This window comes from Bacillus sp. Bos-x628 (assembly GCF_040500475.1).
In the GTDB taxonomy this organism is placed as follows: domain Bacteria; phylum Bacillota; class Bacilli; order Bacillales; family Bacillaceae; genus Bacillus; species Bacillus maqinnsis.
This window is the reverse complement of the sequence record NZ_CP159358.1, coordinates 532,294-554,708: the sequence shown is the minus strand read 5'-3', so window position 1 is coordinate 554,708 and position 22,415 is coordinate 532,294. Positions and strand designations below refer to the sequence as shown.

Here is a 22,415-nt window from a genome sequence, read left to right as displayed (position 1 = left end):
AGCACTTCCCGTTTGGGAAGTGCTTTTCAATTTATTGATGTTCCTTTCCGATTTCCGGAAGAATTGTTTTGGCTAAATGCTGATCCATTTCTTCATATTCATCATAATGAATCGTTTCATATAACTCTTTTCTCGTTTGCATATCATCCAGCATTCCCTGCTGCGTTCCTTTTTCCATAATCTCTGTAAATAAACGCTCATACGCTTTCGCAGCGACTCTTAAGGATGACACAGGATAGATCACCATTTGAAAGCCAAAAGCAGAAAATTCATCTGCATGAAAGTATGGGGTTTTACCAAACTCCGTCATATTTGCAAGTAGCGGACCCTTAATCTTGTTTGAAGCCTGCACAAATTCTTCAGATGTGACGAGCGCTTCAGGAAAAATGGCATCAGCTCCTGCTTCTACATATAAATTAGCCCGATGGATGACATCATCCATCCCACTTACTGATTTAGCATCAGTTCTTGCGACAACAAAAAGCGTTGGAGCCGCCTGTTTCACCGCTTTGATTTTGGCAATCATCTCTTCTACTGGAACGAGTGATTTTCCGTTTAAATGACCACATTTTTTCGGCATTTGCTGATCTTCAATTTGGACAGCAGCTACCTTGCTTTCGACCATTTCTTTTGCGGCCCTTGCTGCATTTAATACACCGCCATATCCGGTATCCATATCCACCAAAAGGGGCAACTGTGTAGCTCTAATGATTTCTTTTGCTTTTTCAGCCATTTCGGTTGAATTTATCATTCCAAGATCCGGAAGGCCTTTGCTTGCACAAAAAGCGGCACCTGATAAATAGAGACCTTTAAAGCCAATCTTTTGGGCATAGAGCGCAGACATTGCATCGTGAACGCCTGGGATTTGATATAAATCCGATTTGTTCATTTGTTCAGCAAATGCTGCAGCTAATTCCGTTTGACTTTTTTCTTCATTCACGATCCACATGCTGATCCCCCTTATATGACGAATAAATCCATAAATGCTGGTACGGTTGTTGTTTTTAGTTGATTTGAATTTTGACAGAGTGTCACGATTTGATCTACTTGCCTTTGTGGAAATCTCGTTTTTAAATGATACTTCCATTTTGATTCGAGTAGTGGAATCGCTTCTTTTCTTCTTTTACGGTGACCTAATGGATATTCAATCTCTACCCCGTCAGTCATTGTCCCGTCTTTAAAGAAGATTTGAACTCGATTGGCAATAGATCTCTTTTTCGGGTCTAAATAGTCTTCGGTATACCTTTTCTCTTCTTTCACAACCATTCGATCTCTTAAGCGATCAATGACCGGGTTTTGTGCTGTTTCCTCTTCATAATGATCAGCCGTTAGCTCACCATAGATGAGTCCGATAGCTGTAATATATTGCAAACAATGATCACGGTCTGCCGGATTGTAAAGCGGCCCTTTTTTATCAATAATCCGAATGGCAGATTCATGTGTTGTAATCTCTATTCGATCAATTTCATCTAACCGATCCTTCACCGCTTCATGCAGCATCACAGCAGCCTCTGCAGCAGTTTGTGCATGGAACTCAGCAGGATAGGCAATTTTAAAGAGAACATTTTCAATCACATAAGAACCGAGAGGCTGACCAAGGGTGAGGGGTTTTCCCTTCATCAATACATCTTCGAATCCCCAATTTTCCGCACTAAGCGGTGTTTGATAACCCCTTTCGCCTTTCAATGTCATCATCGCCAATCGCACCGCACGACTTGTTGCATCACCTGCAGCCCATGATTTCCTTGAGCCAGTGTTAGGTGCATGTCGATAAGTTCTAAGAGGTGAATTATCAATAAATGCTTGTGATAAAACATGTTGTACATCTTCTTTCGTCCCGCCAAGCATGGCACAAACCACTGCACTCGAAGCAACTTTTACAAAAAGAACATGGTCCAATCCATTTCTGTTTAAACTATTTTCCAATGCAAGCACACCTTGTATTTCATGTGCCTTCACAATAGCGTGCAAGACTTCATTCATGGTGAGTGGCTCTTCTCCGTTTGCAAGTCGTGTTCTGCTGATATAATCACTAACTGCTAAAATCCCGCCTAAATTATCAGATGGATGCCCCCACTCTTGTGCAAGCCAAGTGTCATTATAGTCTAACCACCGAATCATACAACCGATATTAAAAGCAGCTTGAACAGGATCTAAGACAAACGAGGTGCCTGGGACCCGAGCACCGTTTGGTACAACTGTTCCTGGCACAATAGGACCTAGATGTTTCGTACATTCTGGAAAATTGAGTGCAAGCATTCCGCAGCCGAGTGTATCCATTAACACATACCGAGCGGTCTCAATGGCTTCTTTACTCGTGATCTCTCCCTCAACAGCATAAGCTGCAATCTCCTCTAATAGCTGATCCGTTTGACTTGCTAAAGCTGTTTTGTTCATCTTCATTCCTCCGTTTTCCCATCATCATTTGAGACTTTTAATCCTCTTGGTCCTAAATACCGCACCCTTGGTCTAAAAATGCGATTGTGCATATGCTGTTCAATCACATGGGCAGCAAGTCCGCTCGCTCTAGCAGCGAAAAAAATTGGTGTGTAAAGCGAAATTGGAATACCGAGCACATAATAAATAGGTGCTGCGTAATAATCAAGATTGGGATAGAGGTTTTTCTTTTCTTTCATGTATGCCTCCCCTGCTACACACATGTCATACAATGTCGTATCTCCCTTTGATTCAGTAAGCGTTTTCAATGTTTTTTTTAAAAGAGTCGCTCTCGGGTCTATTTTTCTCATATATACCCTGTGGCCAAAGCCCATCATTTTTTCTTTTGCCGCTAGTTTTTGTTCAATGAGTGCAAGGAAACCTTCTATTGACTTTCCTTCAAGAAGCATATGCATGACCGCTTCATTCGCTCCACCGTGCAAATCACCTTTTAATGATGAAATAGCACCAGTAAAAGCACCGTACATGTCTGAATGAGTGGAGGCAATGACTCTGGCAGCGAAAGTAGAATTAGGCAGCTCGTGTTCACTATATAGCGTTAACGTTTGATCAAAAGCAGTTATTTCATCTTGAGTAGGTATACGCCCTGTTAACATGGCTAAAAAGTTTTCTGTGTAGGGTTTGTTCTGGTTTGGAGAAATAGCGGCATTTTTAGTGAGAATATGATAGCTTCCAGCAACAATTGCTGGCAACTGACCTAACAATCGAACCGCTCGCGCTTTTTGGCAGTCTGCTGTTCGATCATGTAAAGCTTCATCGTACCCTGCAAGAGCAGATAGGCAAGTTCTTATGGCATCCATTGGGTGGGTAGTTTTTGGCAAATTTGTCAAAATTGTTTGAATGATTGGATGTAATACTGTTTGAGAGGAAATGTTTTGCTGAAAATGATGTTTCTCCATTGCATCTGGTAATCTTCCATAAATAAGCAGGTAGGCTGTTTCTAAGAATGTCTTTTTTTGCGCCAATTCTATGAGGTCATAACCGCGAATCACAATCTCTTCTTGTTCCACATCTAAATATGAAATTGATGTTTCGCTTGCGACAATGTCTTCAAGTCCCGGTTTATATTGCAGTTGTTCCGTCATCATGTAACCCCCGTTTCGATCAATTGTTGTTCTCCAAACGAGCAAACGGCAAGAAGTGATGTGAATCTATAGGTGGGAACATACCGTGCTAGTCGGATCACCCAATTCCCATTTTATCCAAAGCCCTTCATCTTGTAAATAAAAGTAACGTGTAGACAAACCCTCGCACTCGTTGTCAGATCAGCGCGCTGGCGCTCACGAATGTTCAATTCGCTCCACACAAGTAGCTCGGGTTTTCCATTCACGCTGAAAAGATGGCAAAGGGGTAAAATGGTTTTTATTTTACCCCTTGGTCAACAATCTGAACGTATATCTGGACATGCGTTAGTTGTAATATGGAGAAATCATTATATAAACAATGACGCCTGTTAGACTCACATAAAGCCATAACGGCATTGTCCAGCGGGCAATTTTGCGATGGCGCTCCACTTGCATCTGTGCACCTCTAAACAGTGTAATCAATGCTAGTGGGACAATGATCGCTGATAACACAATATGTGTAATCAAAATAAAGAAGTAGATAGGACGTATAATGCCTTCTCCTCCGAAGTGCGTATCTGCTGCCATTGAATGATAGGTGACATAAGAAATTAAAAAAACAAGCGTTGTGGAAAAAGCAGCAAAAATAAATCTTCTATGTGCTTTAATATTCTTTTGTTTAATCATCATGAGTGCTGAAAGCAAAAAAATAAACGTGAAACTGTTCATCACTGCATTCAGTAACGGGAGAAACGTAATATCCAGATGACTAAATTGATCTGTTTTTGGCATGAAGAATAATAGTGCAATTAATCCGTTTATGGCAATTGTTAAGAAGACAACAACACCTGTAAAATTTTTCGGTTTTTGATTCTGTTCGTTCATGTTTGAAATCCTCTCTTTATTAGTTCCGACTAAGAGTATGTTATTTAACTTTGATCATAAAGTCAATGAATTCGCTATCTTCGTCGAATTTTGGACAAACTTGCCCGCAGGCTGCACTCTAATGGTTGATCGATCCATCCTCTTCCTTTACAATGGGGAATTGTGTGTTTTTTTATGATATCTCTGTGATACGTGCAAAATCATGTTAAGCGCTTGTGAAAAAGCTATCCGTGGACAACCTGATTTTTCATTGATTGCGGAGTATTCTGAAGAGGGGAAAATCACTATTGCCGATATGAAAGGACCGCCGGACAATGGGTACGGTTTGATATGTATGAAGCATTTAAAAGAAATTGCAAGAGAGCAAAATATGCCTGTGATCACTTTCGACCTCGTCAAGAGAGACTGGAATCACATAGACCGATTGATTCACTTTTTAAGAAAAACATCATTTTGATGTCCAAGTCAATTGGAAAGACAAAGCGAAGAAATGTATAAGGTGGACAGCTAATAACAAAACAAACGTTTATCATTATGTATATGCTGATTTTTGTCGAAAATGCAAATTTTTCAGAAAAATATATGTTTTTTTGGTCAAAAAAAGGGTACAATAAAAGCATCAGGCCGCCACCTGATGCTCTCTTCCAAAAAACGATAGACAACTAGTTAAGTATTCTTACTTTGACTGATTTTACGCCCCAATTTTTTGCTTGGGATTTGCTTGGTACATGTACATCAATTTTATTACCTTTAATTGCGCCGCCAGTATCTGCTGCGATGGCTTCACCGTAGCCTTCTACATAAACCTTACTTCCTAATGGAATGACACTAGGATCTACTGCAATCACTTTTGCATGAGGGTTTTTGTTTAAGTTTACCCCTGTTGCAGTGATACCTGAAATTCCACCGTCATTTGCTGTATAAGCTGTAGCTGTTACAGTCACTTCTTTTTGTACACTTTGACTAGCAGAAGATGATTCTGCTTTTGCTGTTTCCTGTTTAGGAGCAGCTTTTTTTGTTGCTTGCTCTTTTTGGACAGGTTCCTGTTTTTGAACAGGCTCTGAGCTTACTGGAGCAGAGCTTTGACCAGCAACACTTAGTGTTGAACCAATCATAATTATATCTGAGTTTAAGTTATTCCAAGACTTTAGATCGCTTATTGACACATTGAATTTTTGAGCGATTTTCCAGAGGCTGTCCCCCTTCTGGACTTTATACTGCTCCTGAGTTTTCTCTTTTGAAGAGATTGTCAATTTATCACCTGCATAGATCGTGTCTGTAGATAAATTGTTCCAACCCTTTAGGTCCTTTAGAGAAACATCATTTTTTTGTGAAATTCTCCAAAGCGTATCACCTTTCTGCACAGTGATTTCCTTTGCAGAAGCTTGCTGCGCTCCGATTGCTGTTGATGAGATTGCTGCAACAGCAACCAAGGACATAATAGTCTTCTTCATAAAGTAAATCCTCCCTTGTTAGCTTTTTATGGCGGCTAACGAGTGCTATCGTAACATATGTAAATGTCATTTCAATAACAAAACGATATGTTTTAGATTACAGTTCCTTTACATGAAACATCTCTCTCCATTGGGAAAACAGACCACAAAGCCTCTCCATCCCGCACTGCAGTAGTGTTTTGAAAGGATGAGCAAAGTCATTTTGAGAATGTGTTCCAATGCAGCAAAAAAATTTTTACGCTATCCAACTCTTTATTTTCACTCTTTTTCTATAAACAAACGGATTGCTTCTAAAAAAACATCCCCATATTTCTCTCTTTTTTGGTTCCCAACACCCTTAATATGAAGTAACTCATCTCCGGTTTTAGGCTCCATTTTTGACATTTCTTTCAATGTCTGATCGGAAAATACAACAAAAGGCGGGACTCCTTGTTCTTTTGCTAATTTCATTCTTAGCACCCTTAAATGTTCAAATAACGCATCATTTTCTTGAATGGCCGTTGTTTTGAGTGCTTTCTTTCTAAAAACAGCATCTTGTCCAATTAACACTTTCTTTCCTTTATGTGTGACCTTAAGTGTCGGATAAGCCCCTTCTGACATGTGTAAATACTCTTCAGTAATTAAAAATTCAATGAAATCACTAATATGCTGCGCTGAATGCTGCTTCATTAAAGCATAAGTAGGTAGTCGATCGAAACCAAATTCAAGCACTTTTTTGTTTTTAGAGCCTGCTAGTACTTGGGCAATCATCATCTTCCCGAATCGTTCATTCATTCTAATGGTACATGAAAGCACCATTTGTGCTTCCCTCGTTACATCTTCATGTTCCCTGTCATCTAGACAATTACTGCATTTTTGACAAACTGTTTGGCTTGATTGATCAAAATATGCCAGCACGAATTGCTGTAAGCACTGCTCAGTATGACAGTAATCTACCATTTGTCTTAACTTAAGCAGTTCATGCTGATAGCGTTCTTCATCTTCAATTGACTGTTCTATGAGAAAACGCTGAACTCTGACTCCTTGTGGTGAAAACAGTAAAATACATTCGCTCTCAAGCCCATCTCTGCCAGCACGACCTGCTTCTTGGTAGTAGCTTTCAATGTCTCTAGGAATTTGATCATGAATGACAAAACGAACATTCGGCTTATTGATCCCCATCCCAAATGCTGAAGTAGCCACCATTACCTGGATTTGATCGTTTAAAAAAAGATTTTGCTGCTCTTCCCTCACATCGTCGTCTAATCCGCCATGATAAATGCCTGCCTTGATTTTTTGTTTTTTAAGACGATTGTAGATTCTTTCTGCTTCTTTCCTTGTTGCCGTATAAATAATTCCAGACTCCAAATGATTTTTCTTCAAGTTTTGCGTGATAAAACGATCGTTATTTTCTCCTTTTACCACTTTAAAAGCCAAATTATCCCGAGCAAAACCAGTAAAAATGGTTTGTTCCTCATTCATCCCAAGCTGCTCACAAATATCTTGATGGACTTTTTTCGTTGCAGTCGCCGTCAATGCAACAATGACTGGTCTTTTTGATAGTTTGTTCAAACATTCCCGAATATAACGATAGCTCGGCCGAAAATCATGTCCCCACTCTGAAATGCAGTGGGCTTCATCAATAGCGATTAAAGGAATGTCCAATTGATCAATCAGTTTAAAAAAACGTTCATTTTGCAAACGTTCAGGTGCGATATATAGTAGCTGATACTCACCATGTTCACATCTTTCCAAACGCGTATTCATTTCGCTTGCTGAGAGTGTACTGTTTAAAAAGGACGCTCGTAATCCCATTTCATTTAAAGCATCTACTTGATCTTTCATTAAAGAAATCAGCGGCGATACCACAATGGTTGTCCCTTCCATCATAAGGGCAGGAATTTGATAACAAACGGACTTTCCTCCGCCAGTCGGCATGATGCATACAGTATCCCTCTGCTTCTTTACAATTGATTCGATCGCTTGTTTTTGCCCGTGCCTAAATTCGTCAAATCCATAGTATTGTTTAAGGAGTGCTTCTGCTTGTTCTAACATCCAATTCCCTCTCCGTCATTTGTTTTGTATATTTTAACATACATTGATTCATTTATATGTTGTCTACTGATTTTCATATTTTCACAAAAATAAAAGCCATTTTCCAAATGGAAAATGGCTTAATTCATCCTAGAAAAAGCTGCGGATGCCGTAATCTAACTAAGAAAGTTTTAAACCACCACTCCTCAAAGTGGGTGTTTGCAGAAACGTTCCTGTCTTCCTCTCACAAAGTAGGAGGCATGACATTCCGGCTTCAATATAAAACTCCCTATTACAGCTTAAAGGTTAAAACTTTATTAACATTACGCACATCGCAGCCTTTAAACTATACTACACGAAAGTTTATTAAAATTCAAGATATGTTTTCTCTGTTAAAATAACTGATTCTATTAGAAGACCATTTGGACAGACAGAAGAAAAAACTATTCTAAAAAAATTACTATTCATCCATCATATTATTTTTCCTCATTTCTTTCAACATCCTGCTCTTTCTCTAACCTTTCAGATGTGTCTGAATGCATCTGTCCATTGTTTCACTAATTGGATGAGTCCTTTGCTTTCGTTAAGCTCACGCTCATCACTCCTTTCTCATTATCTTCCCGCTACAAAGGAAATGAAAACATCAAAAACGACCCCACCTCTTAGGCAGTAACTTCTTTATTTAAAGCGTGCGAAGTGCTTCTTCTATCGGTTTCTCTCCTTTAATGAGGTCAAAAGATTTATTTTTCACATTGGATTCGGTTAAGCTTTCCACAAGAACAACGGCTACGTCTTCTCTTGAAATCTCAATGTTGCGATCACTTGGAATATGCGCAGCAGCTTCAATTTTCCCTGCCTTTTCTTCATGTAACAACGCACCTGGCCGAACAATGGTATAAGAAAGACCAGATTGTTTTAAATGTTCATCCGCTTTTCTCTTTGCCTCATAATAAATCTCCATACTTCCTTGACCTTTTCCTTGATTAGGATCATCAGCATTATATGAGCTAAGCATAACAAAATGCTGAATGTTTTCTTTTTTGGCTGTATCAATGAGACGTTTTGCGCCTTCTTGATCCACCGCAATGGTTTTATCAGCACCTGTTTTTGAGCCTGAACCAGCTGCAAAGATGATGGCATCTGCCTGTTTCACAGCAGATGTGACATCCCTTTCAAGATCACCGATGACTGGCAATGCACCAAGTTCCTTCATAGCATCAGCTTGTTTATTATCTCGAATGAGAGCAAGCGGTTCATGTCCTTTTTCTTTTAAATAACGGATAACAAGTCTTCCCGTATGTCCATTTGCTCCAGCAACTAATACTTTCATTGTTCATTCTCCTTTCTGTATCTGTTTCATCTTTTTCCTTTTTAGACATCATTCAAACACAACGACAGAAAAAAACCTTTCCCATAATAGTTGGAAAAGGCTCATGAACTTGCGATTATCTAAAACAAGAACTAAAAATGAGAAAAGTGCATGTGATCTATGTAAATTAGCAAATATGTTTTGTTAAGATGGCTTGCACATCACTCAAATCCGTATCTTTTGAAAAGTCGAGTTCAAATACTTTTGACTTTGTGACCAGCAGCATACCTGTGTCCTGATCAAATACACCAGCTTCTTGAATGGCAAAGCTTTCAATTGACCGATACGGCAAGGAAACCCTGACTTTCTTTTTAGAAAATACGCGGTTATCACCAAAGATCAGCCGTTTATTTGTAAAACAAATTTGGTCGTGACGCAGTCTGTAAACAGCCTCAATTCGCTCCCCTTCAATCAGTAAGGATTCAAATTTTTTATGATCATTTTGTTTACTGACAGAAAAAATACCCACGTAAACCCCCTCTTCCTGCATCAAATTCCTTTATGACAAAACGGCCACACGGCTTTGTGGGTACGTTTTATTCTCACTTATAGAATACGCTAAAAATCGTGGTTATTCCATTACGAATAGATTAAATTTCATTTAATTTTTTCTTTTTAATACAATGCTCTTTCCTCTACTAATTTAGACTATTAAAAAGGAAAAAAGTTTCGGTTCATTTGGAGAAAATATATGAAAATCATGATGTTTTCACTCCATAAAAAAACAGTGATTTCTCGAACCACTGTTTTTTTATGCTATTCATCTTTTGATGTATCAATGGTTCCCTCGGCATACACATCGGAAATCTGCTCAAGTGTTATCGCCATATCAGCATCTTCGTTGTCATGCCAAACATTTTGAGTTTCTTGCTTGTCATCTGGTTGCTTTTTCAACATGATTATCACCCTTTACTATTTTCCTTAGTATGAGTGATGATCATGTAAATCATTCAGAAGAAATATCTTCAAAATAATCTTTGTGGTATCCGCCTACTTTCCCCGTATTATCAACCACAAAGAGGAATTCTTCTGTTTCATTTTTCACTTCGTATGTGTTTCCTTCAGTTAAAGCACGATTGACCATATATTTTTTTGCATTCGTATGTACACATTTTACTTGTTTTAACGTTTTAGCTGTTTGCCAATTTTGATGGATCATGATCAAAAACTCCTTTTTTCATTTCTACATTTATTGTAGCCAATTTTTCGTGAAATGCAATGAGTGTTATGGATTGCATTCATAGATGACGTGTAATATGATGAATGTATACGTTTACAGCTATGTGCGTAGATCATCTTTGGTTCATTATCCGCTTTTTTCCACCTAGAACTCGCAGAACAATCCATATCTTTAAGGAGGTTTGTTTATTTATGAGCTCTACAACACTTCAGGTTAGTTCAAAACTCGAATCTTTTCTCCAAGGCACAAAAAAACTCTACATTAACGGTCAATTTGTCTCAAGTCATGACGAAAAAACATTTTCTACACCTAACCCAGCAACAGGAGAAACCCTTATTGATGTATATGAAGCAGGGGCAAAGGACATTGATGACGCAGTCAAAGCAGCAAAAAACGCATTTCATGGTCCTTGGCGCTCAATGTCTGCTGCTGAACGCGCTCGCTTAATGTTTAAGCTCGCAGATTTAATGGAAGAACATCAGCTTGAGCTTGCTCAGCTCGAAACACTTGATAATGGAAAACCAATCGTTGAGACAACGAATGCGGATGTTCCCCTTGCCATTGAGCACATGAGGTATTACGCAGGCTGGACAACAAAAATGACTGGACAAACCATTCCTGTTCATCAAGGGTATTTTAATTATACTCGCCATGAACCAGTCGGAGTAGTCGGGCAAATCATTCCTTGGAATTTCCCGCTCTTGATGGCCATGTGGAAAATGGGGGCAGCATTAGCAACAGGCTGTACCATCGTTTTAAAACCAGCCGAGCAAACACCACTCTCTGCCCTTTATCTAGCTGAACTTGTTGATCAAGCTGGTTTCCCAGATGGCGTTATTAACATTGTACCCGGCTTCGGTGAAACAGCTGGAGAAGCACTCACTGATCATCCTGATGTCAACAAACTTGCCTTTACCGGCTCAACAAGTGTTGGGAAAATAATTATGGAGAAAGCGGCTAAATCCATCAAACGTGTCACACTGGAGCTTGGTGGAAAATCGCCAAATATCATATTACCAGATGCCGATTTAAAGAAAGCCATTCCGGGTGCTTTAAACGGTGTCATGTTTAACCAAGGACAAGTATGCTCTGCAGGTTCAAGAGTCTTTATTCATCGCAGCCAATACGATGAAGTGGTTGACCAAATGGCTGAATATGCCAGATCACTGAAGCAAGGTGCTGGTCTTCATCAAGATACACAAATTGGGCCTCTCGTTAGTAAAGAGCAGCATGAACGTGTCCTAGGCTATATCCAAAAAGGAAAATCCGAGGGCGCAACAGCTGTTGTTGGAGGCGAATGTCCTTATGAAGCCGGCTATTTTGTCTCTCCAACCGTCTTTAAAGATGTAGAAGATGGCATGACCATTGCGAAAGAAGAAATCTTCGGACCTGTCCTATCTGCCATCCCTTACGATTCCATTGATGAAGTGATCGAACGGGCCAACCAATCTGAATATGGACTGGCGGCAGGACTTTGGACCGAAAACTTGAAACATGCGCATGATATTGCATCACGACTTGAGGCAGGAACTGTTTGGGTCAACTGCTATAACGTCTTTGATGCTGCCTCCCCATTTGGAGGTTATAAACAATCAGGTCTTGGCAGAGAAATGGGCTCATACGCACTCAATAACTACACAGAAGTCAAGAGCGTCTGGATCAATCTCCAAAATTAGTAGGCACTCACAAAGCCGATGACATTGTCATCGGCTTTTTTGTAATTGCATGTGACAGGCAGGCTAATGAAAAAGCAACATACGGATATCAGTGGTGGAGGCATGAACCTGATGCACGACTTGAGTAAGCGAAACACGTCAAATGGGCTGCCTTAAGAGAGCACTCCGTTTAGGCAGATGACTAAGGAGACCACCAATTAGTTTACATAATATTAATACAATCAACTATAAAATGCAGATTTTTTTCAGAACATTCATTTAAAATTAGTAAGATATAAGAGAAAAGCAAGTTGAATCAATGAATGAACATTCTTTTCAAGATTAGTCACTTTGCAGAGAGAGCCTTTGCGATTTGGGTCATTGTATTTTCCTATCTTGGATTGCTGCAGATCTTACGCCAGTACAATTCTCACCTCTTGCTGCTGTACCTAGTGCTATTTTTAGAGTATGGCATCATCGATCTGGGTCCTGGCTTTCTACATACTGGTCTAAACGTACAGGAAAAAACAAGAAGAAAAATAGCTAGCCCCATAATGGGAGCTAGCTTTTCATTTTGATGATTACCCTTCTAGCAATAGTTGCTCAGGATCTTCAAGCAGGTTTTTAATGGTGACTAGGAATCCAACTGCTTCTTTCCCATCAACAATACGGTGGTCATAAGAAAGTGCTAAATACATCATTGGACGGTTTTCAAAACGTTCTTCATCAATCGCAACAGGACGAAGTTGAATTTTATGCATACCTAGAATGCCAACTTGCGGGCTGTTCAAAATTGGTGTAGAAAGCAGAGAACCAAATGTTCCGCCGTTTGTGATCGTGAATGACCCACCTTGTAATTCATTTAAAGACAACTTGTTATCTCTTGCTTTTTTCGCAAGATGCCCAATTTCTTTTTCAATCTCTGCAAATGATAATCTGTCTGCATCACGGACAACCGGTACAACAAGCCCTTCATTTGCTGCAACAGCGATGCCAATGTCATAGAATTTCTTAATGACAAGCTCATCACCTTGAATTTCTGCATTAAGGAGCGGATATTTCTTCAGTGCTGCTACAACCGCTTTTGTGAAGAATGACATGAAGCCAAGTTTCACATCATTTTGTTCAAGAAATGCATCTTTACGGCGCTTTCTTAAATCCATAATAGCTGTCATATCTACTTCATTAAATGTGGTAAGCATAGCAGCAGTTTGTTGAACTTCAACTAAACGTTTTGCAATCGTTTGTCTGCGGCGTGACATTTTTTCACGCTCAACCGGTTTACCAGCTTGATCATTTTGCAGCACAGCACTTGCTTTTGGTGCACTAGCAGGAGTCTCATTCTTTTGGTAAGAAGCCACATCCTGCTTTCGTACCCTGCCCAGCGGATCTACGGTTGGAATTTCGGATAAGTCAAGCCCTTTTTCCCTTGCTAGTTTTCTAGCTGCAGGAGAAGCGATCGTTCTGCCATTACCAGCTTTCAGTTCTTCTTTTGGCGTCGCTTTTTTTTGTTCAGCTTCCGGCTCTTCTTTCGGAGCAGGTGCAGAAGCTTGTTCAGGCGCTTTAACTGCGGACTCGCTTCCGCCAGCTTCACCTGCTGCAATTGTTCCGATGACTTCTCCCACTTGCACAGTGTCACCAGAATCTTTTAGCACTTCTTTTAATACACCAGATTCTTCAGCTGTCAGTTCGACATTGACTTTATCTGTTTCAAGTTCAAGCAAGTACTCTCCCTGCTCAACATAATCGCCCGGCTGCTTCAGCCATTGAGCGATCGTTCCTTCCGAGATTGATTCCGCTAATTCAGGTACTTTAATTTCCGCCATTTTTCATTTCCCCCTTAGTTTTTGCGAGTCAAGCTATCAGATACAATTCGTTCTTGTTCCTTTTTGTGAACAGTTGGATCACCCTCAGCCGTACTTGATCTTCTTCTGCGGCCGATATAACGCACTTTTATTTTGTCAGAAGCCATTTCACGTAAATATGGTTCAATGTAGCCCCAAGCCCCCATATTTTGTGGCTCTTCTTGCACCCATACGATCTCTTCTAGATTTGTCAATTTCGCTAAAATCGCTTTAATATCTTTTGCAGGGAATGGATATAATTGTTCCACTCTTGCAATATGAAGCCAGTCTTTTGGTTCTTCCATTTGAGTGAAGCGATCACTAATGTCGATAGATACTTTCCCGCTAGAGAGAACAAGGCGTGATACCTTTTCATGATCGTGCACGAGACCAGGCTGTTCAAGCACTGGACGGAACTGTCCATCCGTTAATTCTTGTACTTCAGACAATGTGTTCGGGTTACGAAGCAGACTTTTAGGTGTCATGATGACAAGTGGGCGAATCTCTTCACGAAGAAGCATCTTTGCCTGTCTTCTAAGGATATGGAAGTACTGCGCTGCACTTGTCAGATTCGCAACCGTCCAGTTATTCTCTGCAGCTGATTGCAGGAATCTCTCTGTTCTTCCACTTGAATGCTCTGGTCCTTGTCCTTCATATCCATGCGGCAAGAGCATCACAAGACCTGATTTTTGTCCCCATTTAGCCCGGCCAGCTGAAATAAATTGATCAAAATAAACTTGAGCCGCATTTGCGAAATCTCCAAATTGAGCTTCCCAAATCACTAAAGTTTCAGGAGAATAGACATTATAGCCATATTCAAACCCTATAACAGAGCCTTCTGACAGTGGGCTGTTGTGTATTGCAAATGATGCATTTGCATCACTCAACTGATGCAGCGCAATAAATTCATCTCCAGTTTGACTGTCGTGGAGAACAAGGTTTCTTTGAGCAAATGTTCCTCGTTCTGAATCCTGCCCGGTCATTCGAATTGGCGTACCGTCTTTTAATATAGATGCAAATGCCAGTGCTTCTCCAAGTGACCATTCCACTTTACGATCATCTGTAAACACCTTTGCACGTTTTTCAAGGATCCGCTTTAGCTTACCGAATACTTGGAAATCTTTCGGCCAGCTAATTAACTCTTCATTCAGCTTTCTTAAGACATCAAATTCAACTGACGTATCAACTGCCGGGAAGCCATTAGATACAGGCTCAGGCAATTCAATTTCTTGAATCGCATGCTCTTTCTTTGAAGGTACTTTTTTATATGCTTCTTCTATTTTAGAAGTAACGGTCTGTTCGATTTCTTCTTTTTGCTCTTTTGTCAGAAGCCCTTCTGTTTCAAGCTTTTCTGCAAAGATATTCTTGACGGTTTTATGCTTTCTGACCGCTTCGTATAGCATTGGCTGAGTCGTAGAAGGCTCATCCATTTCGTTATGACCGTACCTGCGGTAGCCGATCAGGTCAATTAAAAAATCCTTCTTGAAGCGTTTGCGATATTCAACGGCTAGTTGAACTGCTGCTAAACATGCTTCTGGATCATCCGCATTGACGTGAACAATCGGAATTTCAAAGCCCTTTGCTAAATCACTTGCGTATTTCGTAGAACGAGATTCATTGCTTTCCGTTGTGAATCCAATCATATTATTTGCAATGATATGGATCGTTCCACCTACTTGGTAGCCGGCCAATTGGCTTAAATTTAATGTTTCTGCAACAATTCCTTCTCCAGGGAATGCAGCATCCCCGTGAATTAAGATGGCTAATGCTTTTTCTTCATCCTGCACTGGATAGCCTTTTTGAGTACGCAACTCCTGAGCTGCACGCGTACTGCCTTCAATAATTGGGTCAATAAACTCCAAATGACTTGGATTATTGGCAAGAGTTACTCTTGCACTCTTTGTATCTTCATCTTTAATTTGACGATCAGCCCCGAGATGGTACTTTACATCTCCTGTCCATCCGTAACTAATGCCAATTGAGCCCTCTGACGGGACAAGCTCTTTATTTGGTGCATGCTGGAATTCCGAGAAAATGATTTCATATGGTTTTCCTAGAACATGTGCTAATACATTTAAACGGCCTCGATGAGCCATTCCAATGTTAATATTTGAAGTCCCTTGTGTCACAGATTCTGATATAATCTCATCAAGCACTGGAACAAGCATATCTAATCCTTCAATAGAAAAGCGCTTTTGCCCAACAAATGTTTTATGAAGAAACTGCTCAAAATGCTCAACTTCTGTTAGTCTTTTAAACACAGATACTAGCTTGTCAGCCGGTTTTTTCGTAAATAATTCACCAGATTCCACAGACTTTAAGAGCCAGTTCCGTTCTTCGAAGTCATGGACGTGATCAAATTCAAATGAAATGGTGCGCTTATACGTATTTCTTAAATGGTTAATGGCTTCTATGCCGTTTGAAATGTGTTTTGGTGCGTTTGCACTAATAATAGATGCTGGGATTTTCTTGACATCTTCTTCTGTTAAGGCATAATCCTTTAAAGGAAACAGCTCTTGTAATTCCTTTTCTTTGCGAAGAGGATTGACGGAAGCATTTAAATGGCCATACGTTCTGATGTCTTCTGCCAGTTTAACGACTGATGCTATCTTTTGGATTTGTTCAGAAGTAACTATGCTATTTTCTTTTTTCCCAATTTCCTCCTTTGTTTCACTCGGTGGTGCACCAAGCTCAGCAAATATTCCTCTTAAATCTTCATCAACACTGTTAGGATCTTGGACATATTGATCATAGAGCTCGAGCACATAGCCGAGGTTCGGACCATGAAATTCTTCCCAACTCAACGGTTGTTTCACATCATTTTGAAACATTTTGAATACTACCCCCAACTTTGATCATCAAGTGATTGAACACTATCTCGATATAACTTTCAGGACACAATGACCAAATTTATGTAATAAAACGCTTCCAATAATATTTTACCACTGTTTCGGATTACTTTCTACATTCTTTGTTCAATTAAAGATAAAAAATTCAAAGAAAAACAAAAAATTTAAATCATTCCGAAAAATATTTTTGAAAAAAGGGACAAAACTTTATGCCCCAATGCTTTTATGCAGTAATTTCTTCAATAACGGATACAAGACGTCTGGTAATGTATCGACATCTGGTACAAAAATGCTGAACTTGCCATACATATCTTGAATGGTTTTCATTTGTGCCTCTTCTATAGGAGAATTCGATAAAAAGACATTGATGACCTCAATTCCTTTTTTCCTCGCTTCTAGCACAGCTTCATGCGTATCGACAATCCCATTTTGCTCATAGCTGAAGGCCGCTGGTTCTCCATCAGAGAACACAATGAGAAATTTTTGCTCTTCTCTTCTTTTTAATATCATTTTTGTCATTTGACGAATTGCATAGCCGTCGCGGTTATCTTCTTCTGGTTCAAGTGCCATAATTGAAGGACCGGCATCAAATAAAGAGTCTTTAAACGACACCACTGTATTAAAATAGTTAGGCTGGCTTGTTTCCGTTGCGTCGTTTGTATCTTCCCAAAACCCGACAATTTGGTGCGGTACTTGAACAGATTTTAATGCTTCATGAAAAAGAACAATCCCTTTTTTTGTTTCATCCATTTTGTCAAACATACTCGCAGAACAGTCAACTAATAAAGTGAATACGGCATCAATCTGGGATGATGGGGCTTGCTTCTGATAGAAAAGACGTGGATTTGATTCTGTAAAATACCGAATGAGCTTTTTACTAAGCCGCCCCGCATGAAGATCTGTTTTTGGCCATGTTTTTTTATGTTCAAGTGTTTTTTGGATCATTTGTTTTAAGCGTTTTTGGTAAGGCTCTATTGCTTTCGCATGCTGTTTGTATAGATCTATATGCTCTGGTGCGGGAGGCCCGGGTGTGATCATCACCGGAAAAGCATATTTATTCTCTTTTCCATTTTCCAGTGCATCCCCTTGGGCTTCTTGTCCTTGTGCCTCTTCTAATGCTTCAAGCTTTGAATAGTCTTTTCGCTCTGTTTGTTTCGCCGATCCCTGAACGGTGCCAAGCGCCTGATCACCATCATCTCCTTCTCTTGCCGCATCTTTGCCAAGGTCACTTTTGCCGCCATGTTCTAGATCGAATTGAAGAAAACTTTTGGACGGTGCTTCGGTTTCTCTATGCCAGACTTCCATATATTCTTGGTGGATGTCTTCATCCCCCTCTTTTTCCCGATCTACTTTTAGGTCATCACTTAATTTAGGCTTTCTTTTTAAGTCATGAAACAGCGGTTCTTTTGCCGCTTTTTCATAGTCCAATTCTGGGAAGAAGAAATACGTATTCAGCATGTCTTTTTCAAGAAGCTCATCAAAGCCCTCTGTCAATTGCTTCACGATTGAGGCGATGTCAGATGTTGAAGCTGCTTCATACACACGTTCAAGACTTGACTCAATAAAAGGAATCATCGGATTGATGCGCTCATGAAGAGCTGGAATTTCTTCTAACGGAGAATGAGCTGTCAGCTTGACATAAACGGCACAAAACAATGCGTCCGTTATGATGCTCCGTTCTTGATTAATGGTTAATTGTGTCTTAAAGTGACGACGATAGAGCTCTCTTCTTCGTTTAAATACCTTTTTTGTTCCTGGGCGATCACGTTTAATCCGTTCTTCAATACGGATATCTTCAAACAGCATAAACAACTGTTTACATAAATCAGGAATAGATAATTTGTGAGCATACTGAATCATTTCCTTAAACACAGGCAAATCACTATAAACTGTACCAATTGCACGTAGGAAAACATCACTTTTTAATCCTGCTGTCATGTCTTCTTGATTACGATCATCCCAAAAATGGCTAATGAAAATTTTCTTTTCAAAAGGTTCATAATAGGACTGCACGCCGTATTCAAGCTCAACATCATTACTTTTGGCTAACGTTTTGGCTAGGTCGGTTAATTCCATAAATAGAAATGAATCGATTCTGCTGTCATTAAATTTGATAAATTTCAAAAGTCAGAACCTCACTCAAATAATGTTTGTGCGATATTTCTCACCGCTGCTTTTTCCCGGTCATCTTCTAGTTTCTCAACGATTCCACGTTCAACTGCGCGAAGCGGTGGAATGAACTGCGCGAGATCACAAGTATCTAACAGCGCTCGGATAGATGCCGCCTCTTCACTGACTTGACCATGATGAGCCTGTGTCATCAGGTCTGATGATAGCTGAACAAATTGATCTATTAAACGCTCATCAGTTAAAACGGACTGTGATTGTAAAACGTCTTTTAATATGCCACCGCTAATGTAAGGAACATCTATGACGACAAAACGATTTTTCAACGCTTCATTGAGAGGCACAGTGCCAACATATCCTTCATTAATTGCCGCAATGACACCGAAGCCTTCTTTTGCTCTCACTACTTCACCTGTAAAAGGATTTGTCATCATTTTTCGGTAGTCGAGTACACCATTTAAAATCGGTAATGTTTCTGGCTTTGCCATGTTGATTTCATCAATATATAGAAGGTGACCTTTTTTCATCGCCTTTGTAACGGGTCCTTCGATAAACTCGATAGAAGCGATATTCCCATCATTGTGAATGGTTTTATATCCAACTAAGCTTTCTGCATCAAGATCAACTGAACAGTTTATACTATGCATCGGCTGTTTAAAGAAAGCGGATAAGGTTTCAGCTAGTTTTGTTTTGCCTGATCCAGTCGGTCCTTTTAAAAGGACGTTTTTACCAAGTGCAAGGGCAATGATGGCATCATTAATAATAGAAGTATCCTGCGATTCATATCCGCTTGAGCCTATTAACGGACGAAATTCTTCTTCTAGGTCTTTTGTTTTCTTTTCGATCATTGCTTGAATTTCTTCCGGGAGTGATTGTTGGTTGAACATATACGATTAATTCCTCTCTTCGATCAATTTCCTCAACAAGTATACTAAAAAAACCTTTATGTACTCAATACATAAAGGTTCGTCTGTTGTTATTTTACCATTTCTTTTGTGATTGCTCCGCAAGCGATACGTTTTCCTGAATTTCCAGAAGGGTTGCTTAAGTAATCATCTGCTTCTGCATGAATGATAAAGCTTCGCCCATTTTGACTGAATAATTGATGCGAACCTCCCTTTAATGTCACATCCGGCACATTGACAACGACATCAATTTTACCATCTGCCCCAACCTCTAAATTCGGCATATCTCCAGCATGATGCCCCTTTGGATTATCAAAACCGTGCTCCCTGTGTGCTGGATTAAAATGAGCACCTGCCGTTTCAAAGTCCGGAGCTTCACATATCCCTGTCTCATGTATGTGGAAACCATGCGAACCTGGAGGAAGTCCTGTGGCTTTCACATGAAGATCCAGCCCGGATTTTGACGATTCCCTCACGTCAATGCTTCCTATTTTTTGACCATTTTCATTGATTAATGTCGTGATGATAGGCGGTGGTTTAGGTGCTGCGACTTCATGGCTCTCTTCTGTCGTTTCTTTTTTCGGCGGTGCATGACATGCTGATACCACAAAGGTTAAACAAATCATGATCGCCCATATTGATATTCTCATATGACTGCCCCCTTTTGTTACCAGTATGGACAATCTCCTCGAAAAGCAAACAAAAAAAGCCGAAAATCGGCTTTTTAGAAGAAACGTTTCGCACCTAAATAGGCTTTTTTCCAATAAGGATTACTCAAGTTAGAAATGCCTACCCCGTTGTCACTTGCATGAAGGAAGTTTCCTCCACCAAGGTATAATCCCATGTGAGAAGGACCCGCTTTGTATGTTGTGAAAAAGACAAAATCTCCAACTTGCGGCGTGCTGACAGGCGTCATCATATTCCAGTAGCCTGCTGTGCTTAGTCTAGATACAGATGATACTTTATTAATCAGATAGTAAACAAAACCACTGCAGTCAAACCCTGCAGGTGTATTGCCGCCCCATCTGTATGGAATTCCTGTTAATTTTTTACCTTCTTGAATCATAGTTGTAATTTTCGCATTCATTGGCGCCTCGGTTTTGTGATTGTTTGACGGGCTTGTTGCACCCTTAGATGTTGAACCAGAAGCAGCTCCCTTGATCTTTAAAACTTGTCCAATTCTAAGTACATCACTTTTCAGGCTGTTTGCTGTACGAATGGACTGAACTTGTACTTTAAATTGATTGGCAATCTTCCATAATGAATCTCCTGATTTGACTGTATAAGATGTTGTTTGACCGCTTGACGAATGATTGTTGTTAGAAGATTGATGATTTGGCTTAGTAGGTGCCTTCGGCTTTGGTTTTGAAGGGGCAGCTCCTTTTACTTTCAGTACTTGGTTTGGATAAATCATATCAGACTTTAACTGATTCAATGTTTTGATTTCGGCAATCGACATATTTAACGAATTGGCAATTTTCCATAGTGAGTCACCTAATTTGACTTTGTATGTACTAGATGCTGAGGACGAACGATTGGAGCTGTTTGTCTTTTTGTTTGAGCTGGAATTTGAGTTTGATGATTGATTGCCGCTTGTCTTCGTACTTCCAGACACTTTCAGCTTTTGTCCAGGACGAATGAGATCACTGTTTAGGCTGTTTATACTTTTTAGGCGTGCTACTGACATTTGATGATTTTTCGCAATAAGCCATAATGAATCGCCAAGCTTCACAGTATAGCTAGATGTTGTTGAAGCACTTGATTTCGCTGCTTTTGAACCCGCTGATGAGTTGGATTTCTTACTTTTTGTTGCAGGAATTTTCAAACTTTGCCCTTTAAAGATCATTGTCGTTTTTAGTTGATTAAGCGATTGAAGTTCGGAAATACTCGTATTGTACTGCTCGGCAATCTTCCAAAGTGAGTCACCGCTTTTCACTTTAATCGTTTGTGCTTCTGCCGGTGCAGCAATCACAGCTGAGCCAGCAATCGCTGAAACTGCAAGGCCGGTTACTACCTTTTTCTTCATATAATAAATCTCCGCCTTTCTTCATTTCGTTCAGTAAAGACTTATGCACTATTTTAGAGTTGCATTTCATAGTCCTGCTTCTGTTACACTATTTATTCTTTATTTCTATTATCTTACTGGACACCAAGACATTGGGCAATTTTCAATAGGCTAAAGTAGCAAACTCTACATGCTAAAATGAAGCCATATCGTTTCTATCGGCTTTTTGCTCGATTTATAAACACTTTTTTAAGTTAATGTATACAAATTTGTCAAAACAAGCACTTTGCTAGTTTCATAGTTCTATTCTACATGACAAATTTTTCTGTATCAAATGACTTTTTACTTAATTAGCTGTTTTTTCTCCTCATTAAAAAAAGCATTCTCTCATTATGAAGAATGCCTTGTACTTTACTGTTTGTCGGCTCTTTCACTGTTAAAGGACATAATACCCCTTTTTTCCCTATTTCCTCTGATACATTAAATGTGCGTTCATATCTGATTTAAAAATGGTTTTTTCGTTGGTCCAATTCATTATCTTATGATTTTCCTTCTTCTTTGGGCCAATCGTCATAAAATAACAAAATTTGCACATTCTATTTGTATGG

17 protein-coding genes, 1 other RNA gene and 2 pseudogenes are annotated in these 22,415 nt (G+C 39.7%); 3 read left to right on the top strand and 17 right to left on the bottom strand.

The annotated features are described in order from the left end of the window. Positions 1 to 31 precede the first annotated feature (31 nt). The 4 genes from prpB to ABVJ71_RS03030 form a co-directional block, all read right to left on the bottom strand. Positions 32 to 949 (bottom strand): methylisocitrate lyase, encoded by a 918-nt coding sequence (prpB, locus tag ABVJ71_RS03045; RefSeq protein ID WP_353855547.1) that lies wholly within the window; start codon positions 947 to 949, stop codon positions 32 to 34. Between the two features lie 11 nt (positions 950 to 960). Beyond that, positions 961 to 2,397 carry a bifunctional 2-methylcitrate dehydratase/aconitate hydratase gene (locus ABVJ71_RS03040; RefSeq protein WP_353855546.1) on the bottom strand — a complete coding sequence of 479 codons (1,437 nt, stop codon included), beginning with the start codon at positions 2,395 to 2,397 and terminating at the stop codon, positions 961 to 963. Between the two features lie 2 nt (positions 2,398 to 2,399). Then, entirely contained in the window at positions 2,400 to 3,542 is a 1,143-nt protein-coding gene (mmgD, locus tag ABVJ71_RS03035; protein ID WP_353856534.1) for a citrate synthase, read from the bottom strand. Positions 3,543 to 3,866: 324 nt separating this feature from the next. After that, complete coding sequence (locus ABVJ71_RS03030) at positions 3,867 to 4,406, bottom strand: DUF420 domain-containing protein (RefSeq protein ID WP_353855545.1); 540 nt, start codon at positions 4,404 to 4,406, stop codon at positions 3,867 to 3,869. A 190-nt stretch (positions 4,407 to 4,596) separates the two neighbouring features. Here ABVJ71_RS03030 and ABVJ71_RS03025 point away from each other — a divergent pair. Continuing rightward, a pseudogene (locus ABVJ71_RS03025) lies at positions 4,597 to 4,891 on the top strand (hypothetical protein); the annotation flags it as partial. Positions 4,892 to 5,068: 177 nt separating this feature from the next. Here the strand turns inward: ABVJ71_RS03025 and ABVJ71_RS03020 are convergent. The 7 genes from ABVJ71_RS03020 to ABVJ71_RS02990 all read right to left on the bottom strand — a co-directional run bounded on the left by ABVJ71_RS03020 (position 5,069) and on the right by ABVJ71_RS02990 (position 10,401). Then, on the bottom strand, positions 5,069 to 5,860 hold the full coding sequence (locus tag ABVJ71_RS03020) for a LysM peptidoglycan-binding domain-containing protein (RefSeq protein ID WP_353855544.1): 792 nt from the start codon (positions 5,858 to 5,860) through the stop codon (positions 5,069 to 5,071). A gap of 258 nt (positions 5,861 to 6,118) precedes the next feature. Further along, positions 6,119 to 7,894 carry a DNA helicase RecQ gene (gene recQ / locus ABVJ71_RS03015; protein ID WP_353855543.1) on the bottom strand — a complete coding sequence of 592 codons (1,776 nt, stop codon included), beginning with the start codon at positions 7,892 to 7,894 and terminating at the stop codon, positions 6,119 to 6,121. A gap of 132 nt (positions 7,895 to 8,026) precedes the next feature. After that, positions 8,027 to 8,217, bottom strand: a non-coding RNA gene (gene ssrS / locus ABVJ71_RS03010) — 6S RNA. A 338-nt stretch (positions 8,218 to 8,555) separates the two neighbouring features. Continuing rightward, positions 8,556 to 9,203 (bottom strand): SDR family oxidoreductase, encoded by a 648-nt coding sequence (locus ABVJ71_RS03005; protein WP_353855542.1) that lies wholly within the window; start codon positions 9,201 to 9,203, stop codon positions 8,556 to 8,558. A gap of 166 nt (positions 9,204 to 9,369) precedes the next feature. After that, positions 9,370 to 9,711 (bottom strand): PH domain-containing protein, encoded by a 342-nt coding sequence (locus ABVJ71_RS03000; protein WP_353855541.1) that lies wholly within the window; start codon positions 9,709 to 9,711, stop codon positions 9,370 to 9,372. A 287-nt stretch (positions 9,712 to 9,998) separates the two neighbouring features. Next, positions 9,999 to 10,139: a DUF4025 domain-containing protein gene (locus ABVJ71_RS02995; RefSeq protein WP_353855540.1), complete on the bottom strand. Its 141-nt coding sequence runs from the start codon at positions 10,137 to 10,139 to the stop codon at positions 9,999 to 10,001. Positions 10,140 to 10,188: 49 nt separating this feature from the next. Next, on the bottom strand, positions 10,189 to 10,401 hold the full coding sequence (locus tag ABVJ71_RS02990; RefSeq protein ID WP_353855539.1) for a DUF6501 family protein: 213 nt from the start codon (positions 10,399 to 10,401) through the stop codon (positions 10,189 to 10,191). 212 nt (positions 10,402 to 10,613) lie between these two features. Here ABVJ71_RS02990 and ABVJ71_RS02985 point away from each other — a divergent pair, with 212 nt between their 5' ends. Both ABVJ71_RS02985 and ABVJ71_RS02980 read left to right on the top strand, forming a co-directional pair. Beyond that, positions 10,614 to 12,098: an aldehyde dehydrogenase family protein gene (locus ABVJ71_RS02985; RefSeq protein WP_353855538.1), complete on the top strand. Its 1,485-nt coding sequence runs from the start codon at positions 10,614 to 10,616 to the stop codon at positions 12,096 to 12,098. A gap of 406 nt (positions 12,099 to 12,504) precedes the next feature. After that, positions 12,505 to 12,624 (top strand): annotated as a pseudogene (locus ABVJ71_RS02980) (bile acid:sodium symporter family protein); the annotation flags it as partial. A gap of 34 nt (positions 12,625 to 12,658) precedes the next feature. Here ABVJ71_RS02980 and odhB read toward each other — a convergent pair. The 6 genes from odhB to ABVJ71_RS02950 form a co-directional block, all read right to left on the bottom strand. Continuing rightward, positions 12,659 to 13,903: a 2-oxoglutarate dehydrogenase complex dihydrolipoyllysine-residue succinyltransferase gene (gene odhB, locus ABVJ71_RS02975; protein ID WP_353855537.1), complete on the bottom strand. Its 1,245-nt coding sequence runs from the start codon at positions 13,901 to 13,903 to the stop codon at positions 12,659 to 12,661. A gap of 14 nt (positions 13,904 to 13,917) precedes the next feature. Further along, positions 13,918 to 16,752 carry a 2-oxoglutarate dehydrogenase E1 component gene (gene sucA / locus ABVJ71_RS02970; protein ID WP_353855536.1) on the bottom strand — a complete coding sequence of 945 codons (2,835 nt, stop codon included), beginning with the start codon at positions 16,750 to 16,752 and terminating at the stop codon, positions 13,918 to 13,920. A gap of 225 nt (positions 16,753 to 16,977) precedes the next feature. Continuing rightward, positions 16,978 to 18,894 (bottom strand): VWA domain-containing protein, encoded by a 1,917-nt coding sequence (locus tag ABVJ71_RS02965; RefSeq protein WP_353855535.1) that lies wholly within the window; start codon positions 18,892 to 18,894, stop codon positions 16,978 to 16,980. Positions 18,895 to 18,905: 11 nt separating this feature from the next. Further along, positions 18,906 to 19,784: a MoxR family ATPase gene (locus ABVJ71_RS02960; protein ID WP_353855534.1), complete on the bottom strand. Its 879-nt coding sequence runs from the start codon at positions 19,782 to 19,784 to the stop codon at positions 18,906 to 18,908. 89 nt (positions 19,785 to 19,873) lie between these two features. Continuing rightward, the gene (locus ABVJ71_RS02955) at positions 19,874 to 20,452 is read right to left on the bottom strand and encodes a superoxide dismutase family protein (RefSeq protein ID WP_353855533.1); all 579 of its coding nucleotides are present in this window, start codon (positions 20,450 to 20,452) and stop codon (positions 19,874 to 19,876) included. A gap of 74 nt (positions 20,453 to 20,526) precedes the next feature. Then, positions 20,527 to 21,828 (bottom strand): LysM peptidoglycan-binding domain-containing protein, encoded by a 1,302-nt coding sequence (locus ABVJ71_RS02950; protein ID WP_353855532.1) that lies wholly within the window; start codon positions 21,826 to 21,828, stop codon positions 20,527 to 20,529. Between the last annotated feature and the right edge of the window lie 587 nt (positions 21,829 to 22,415).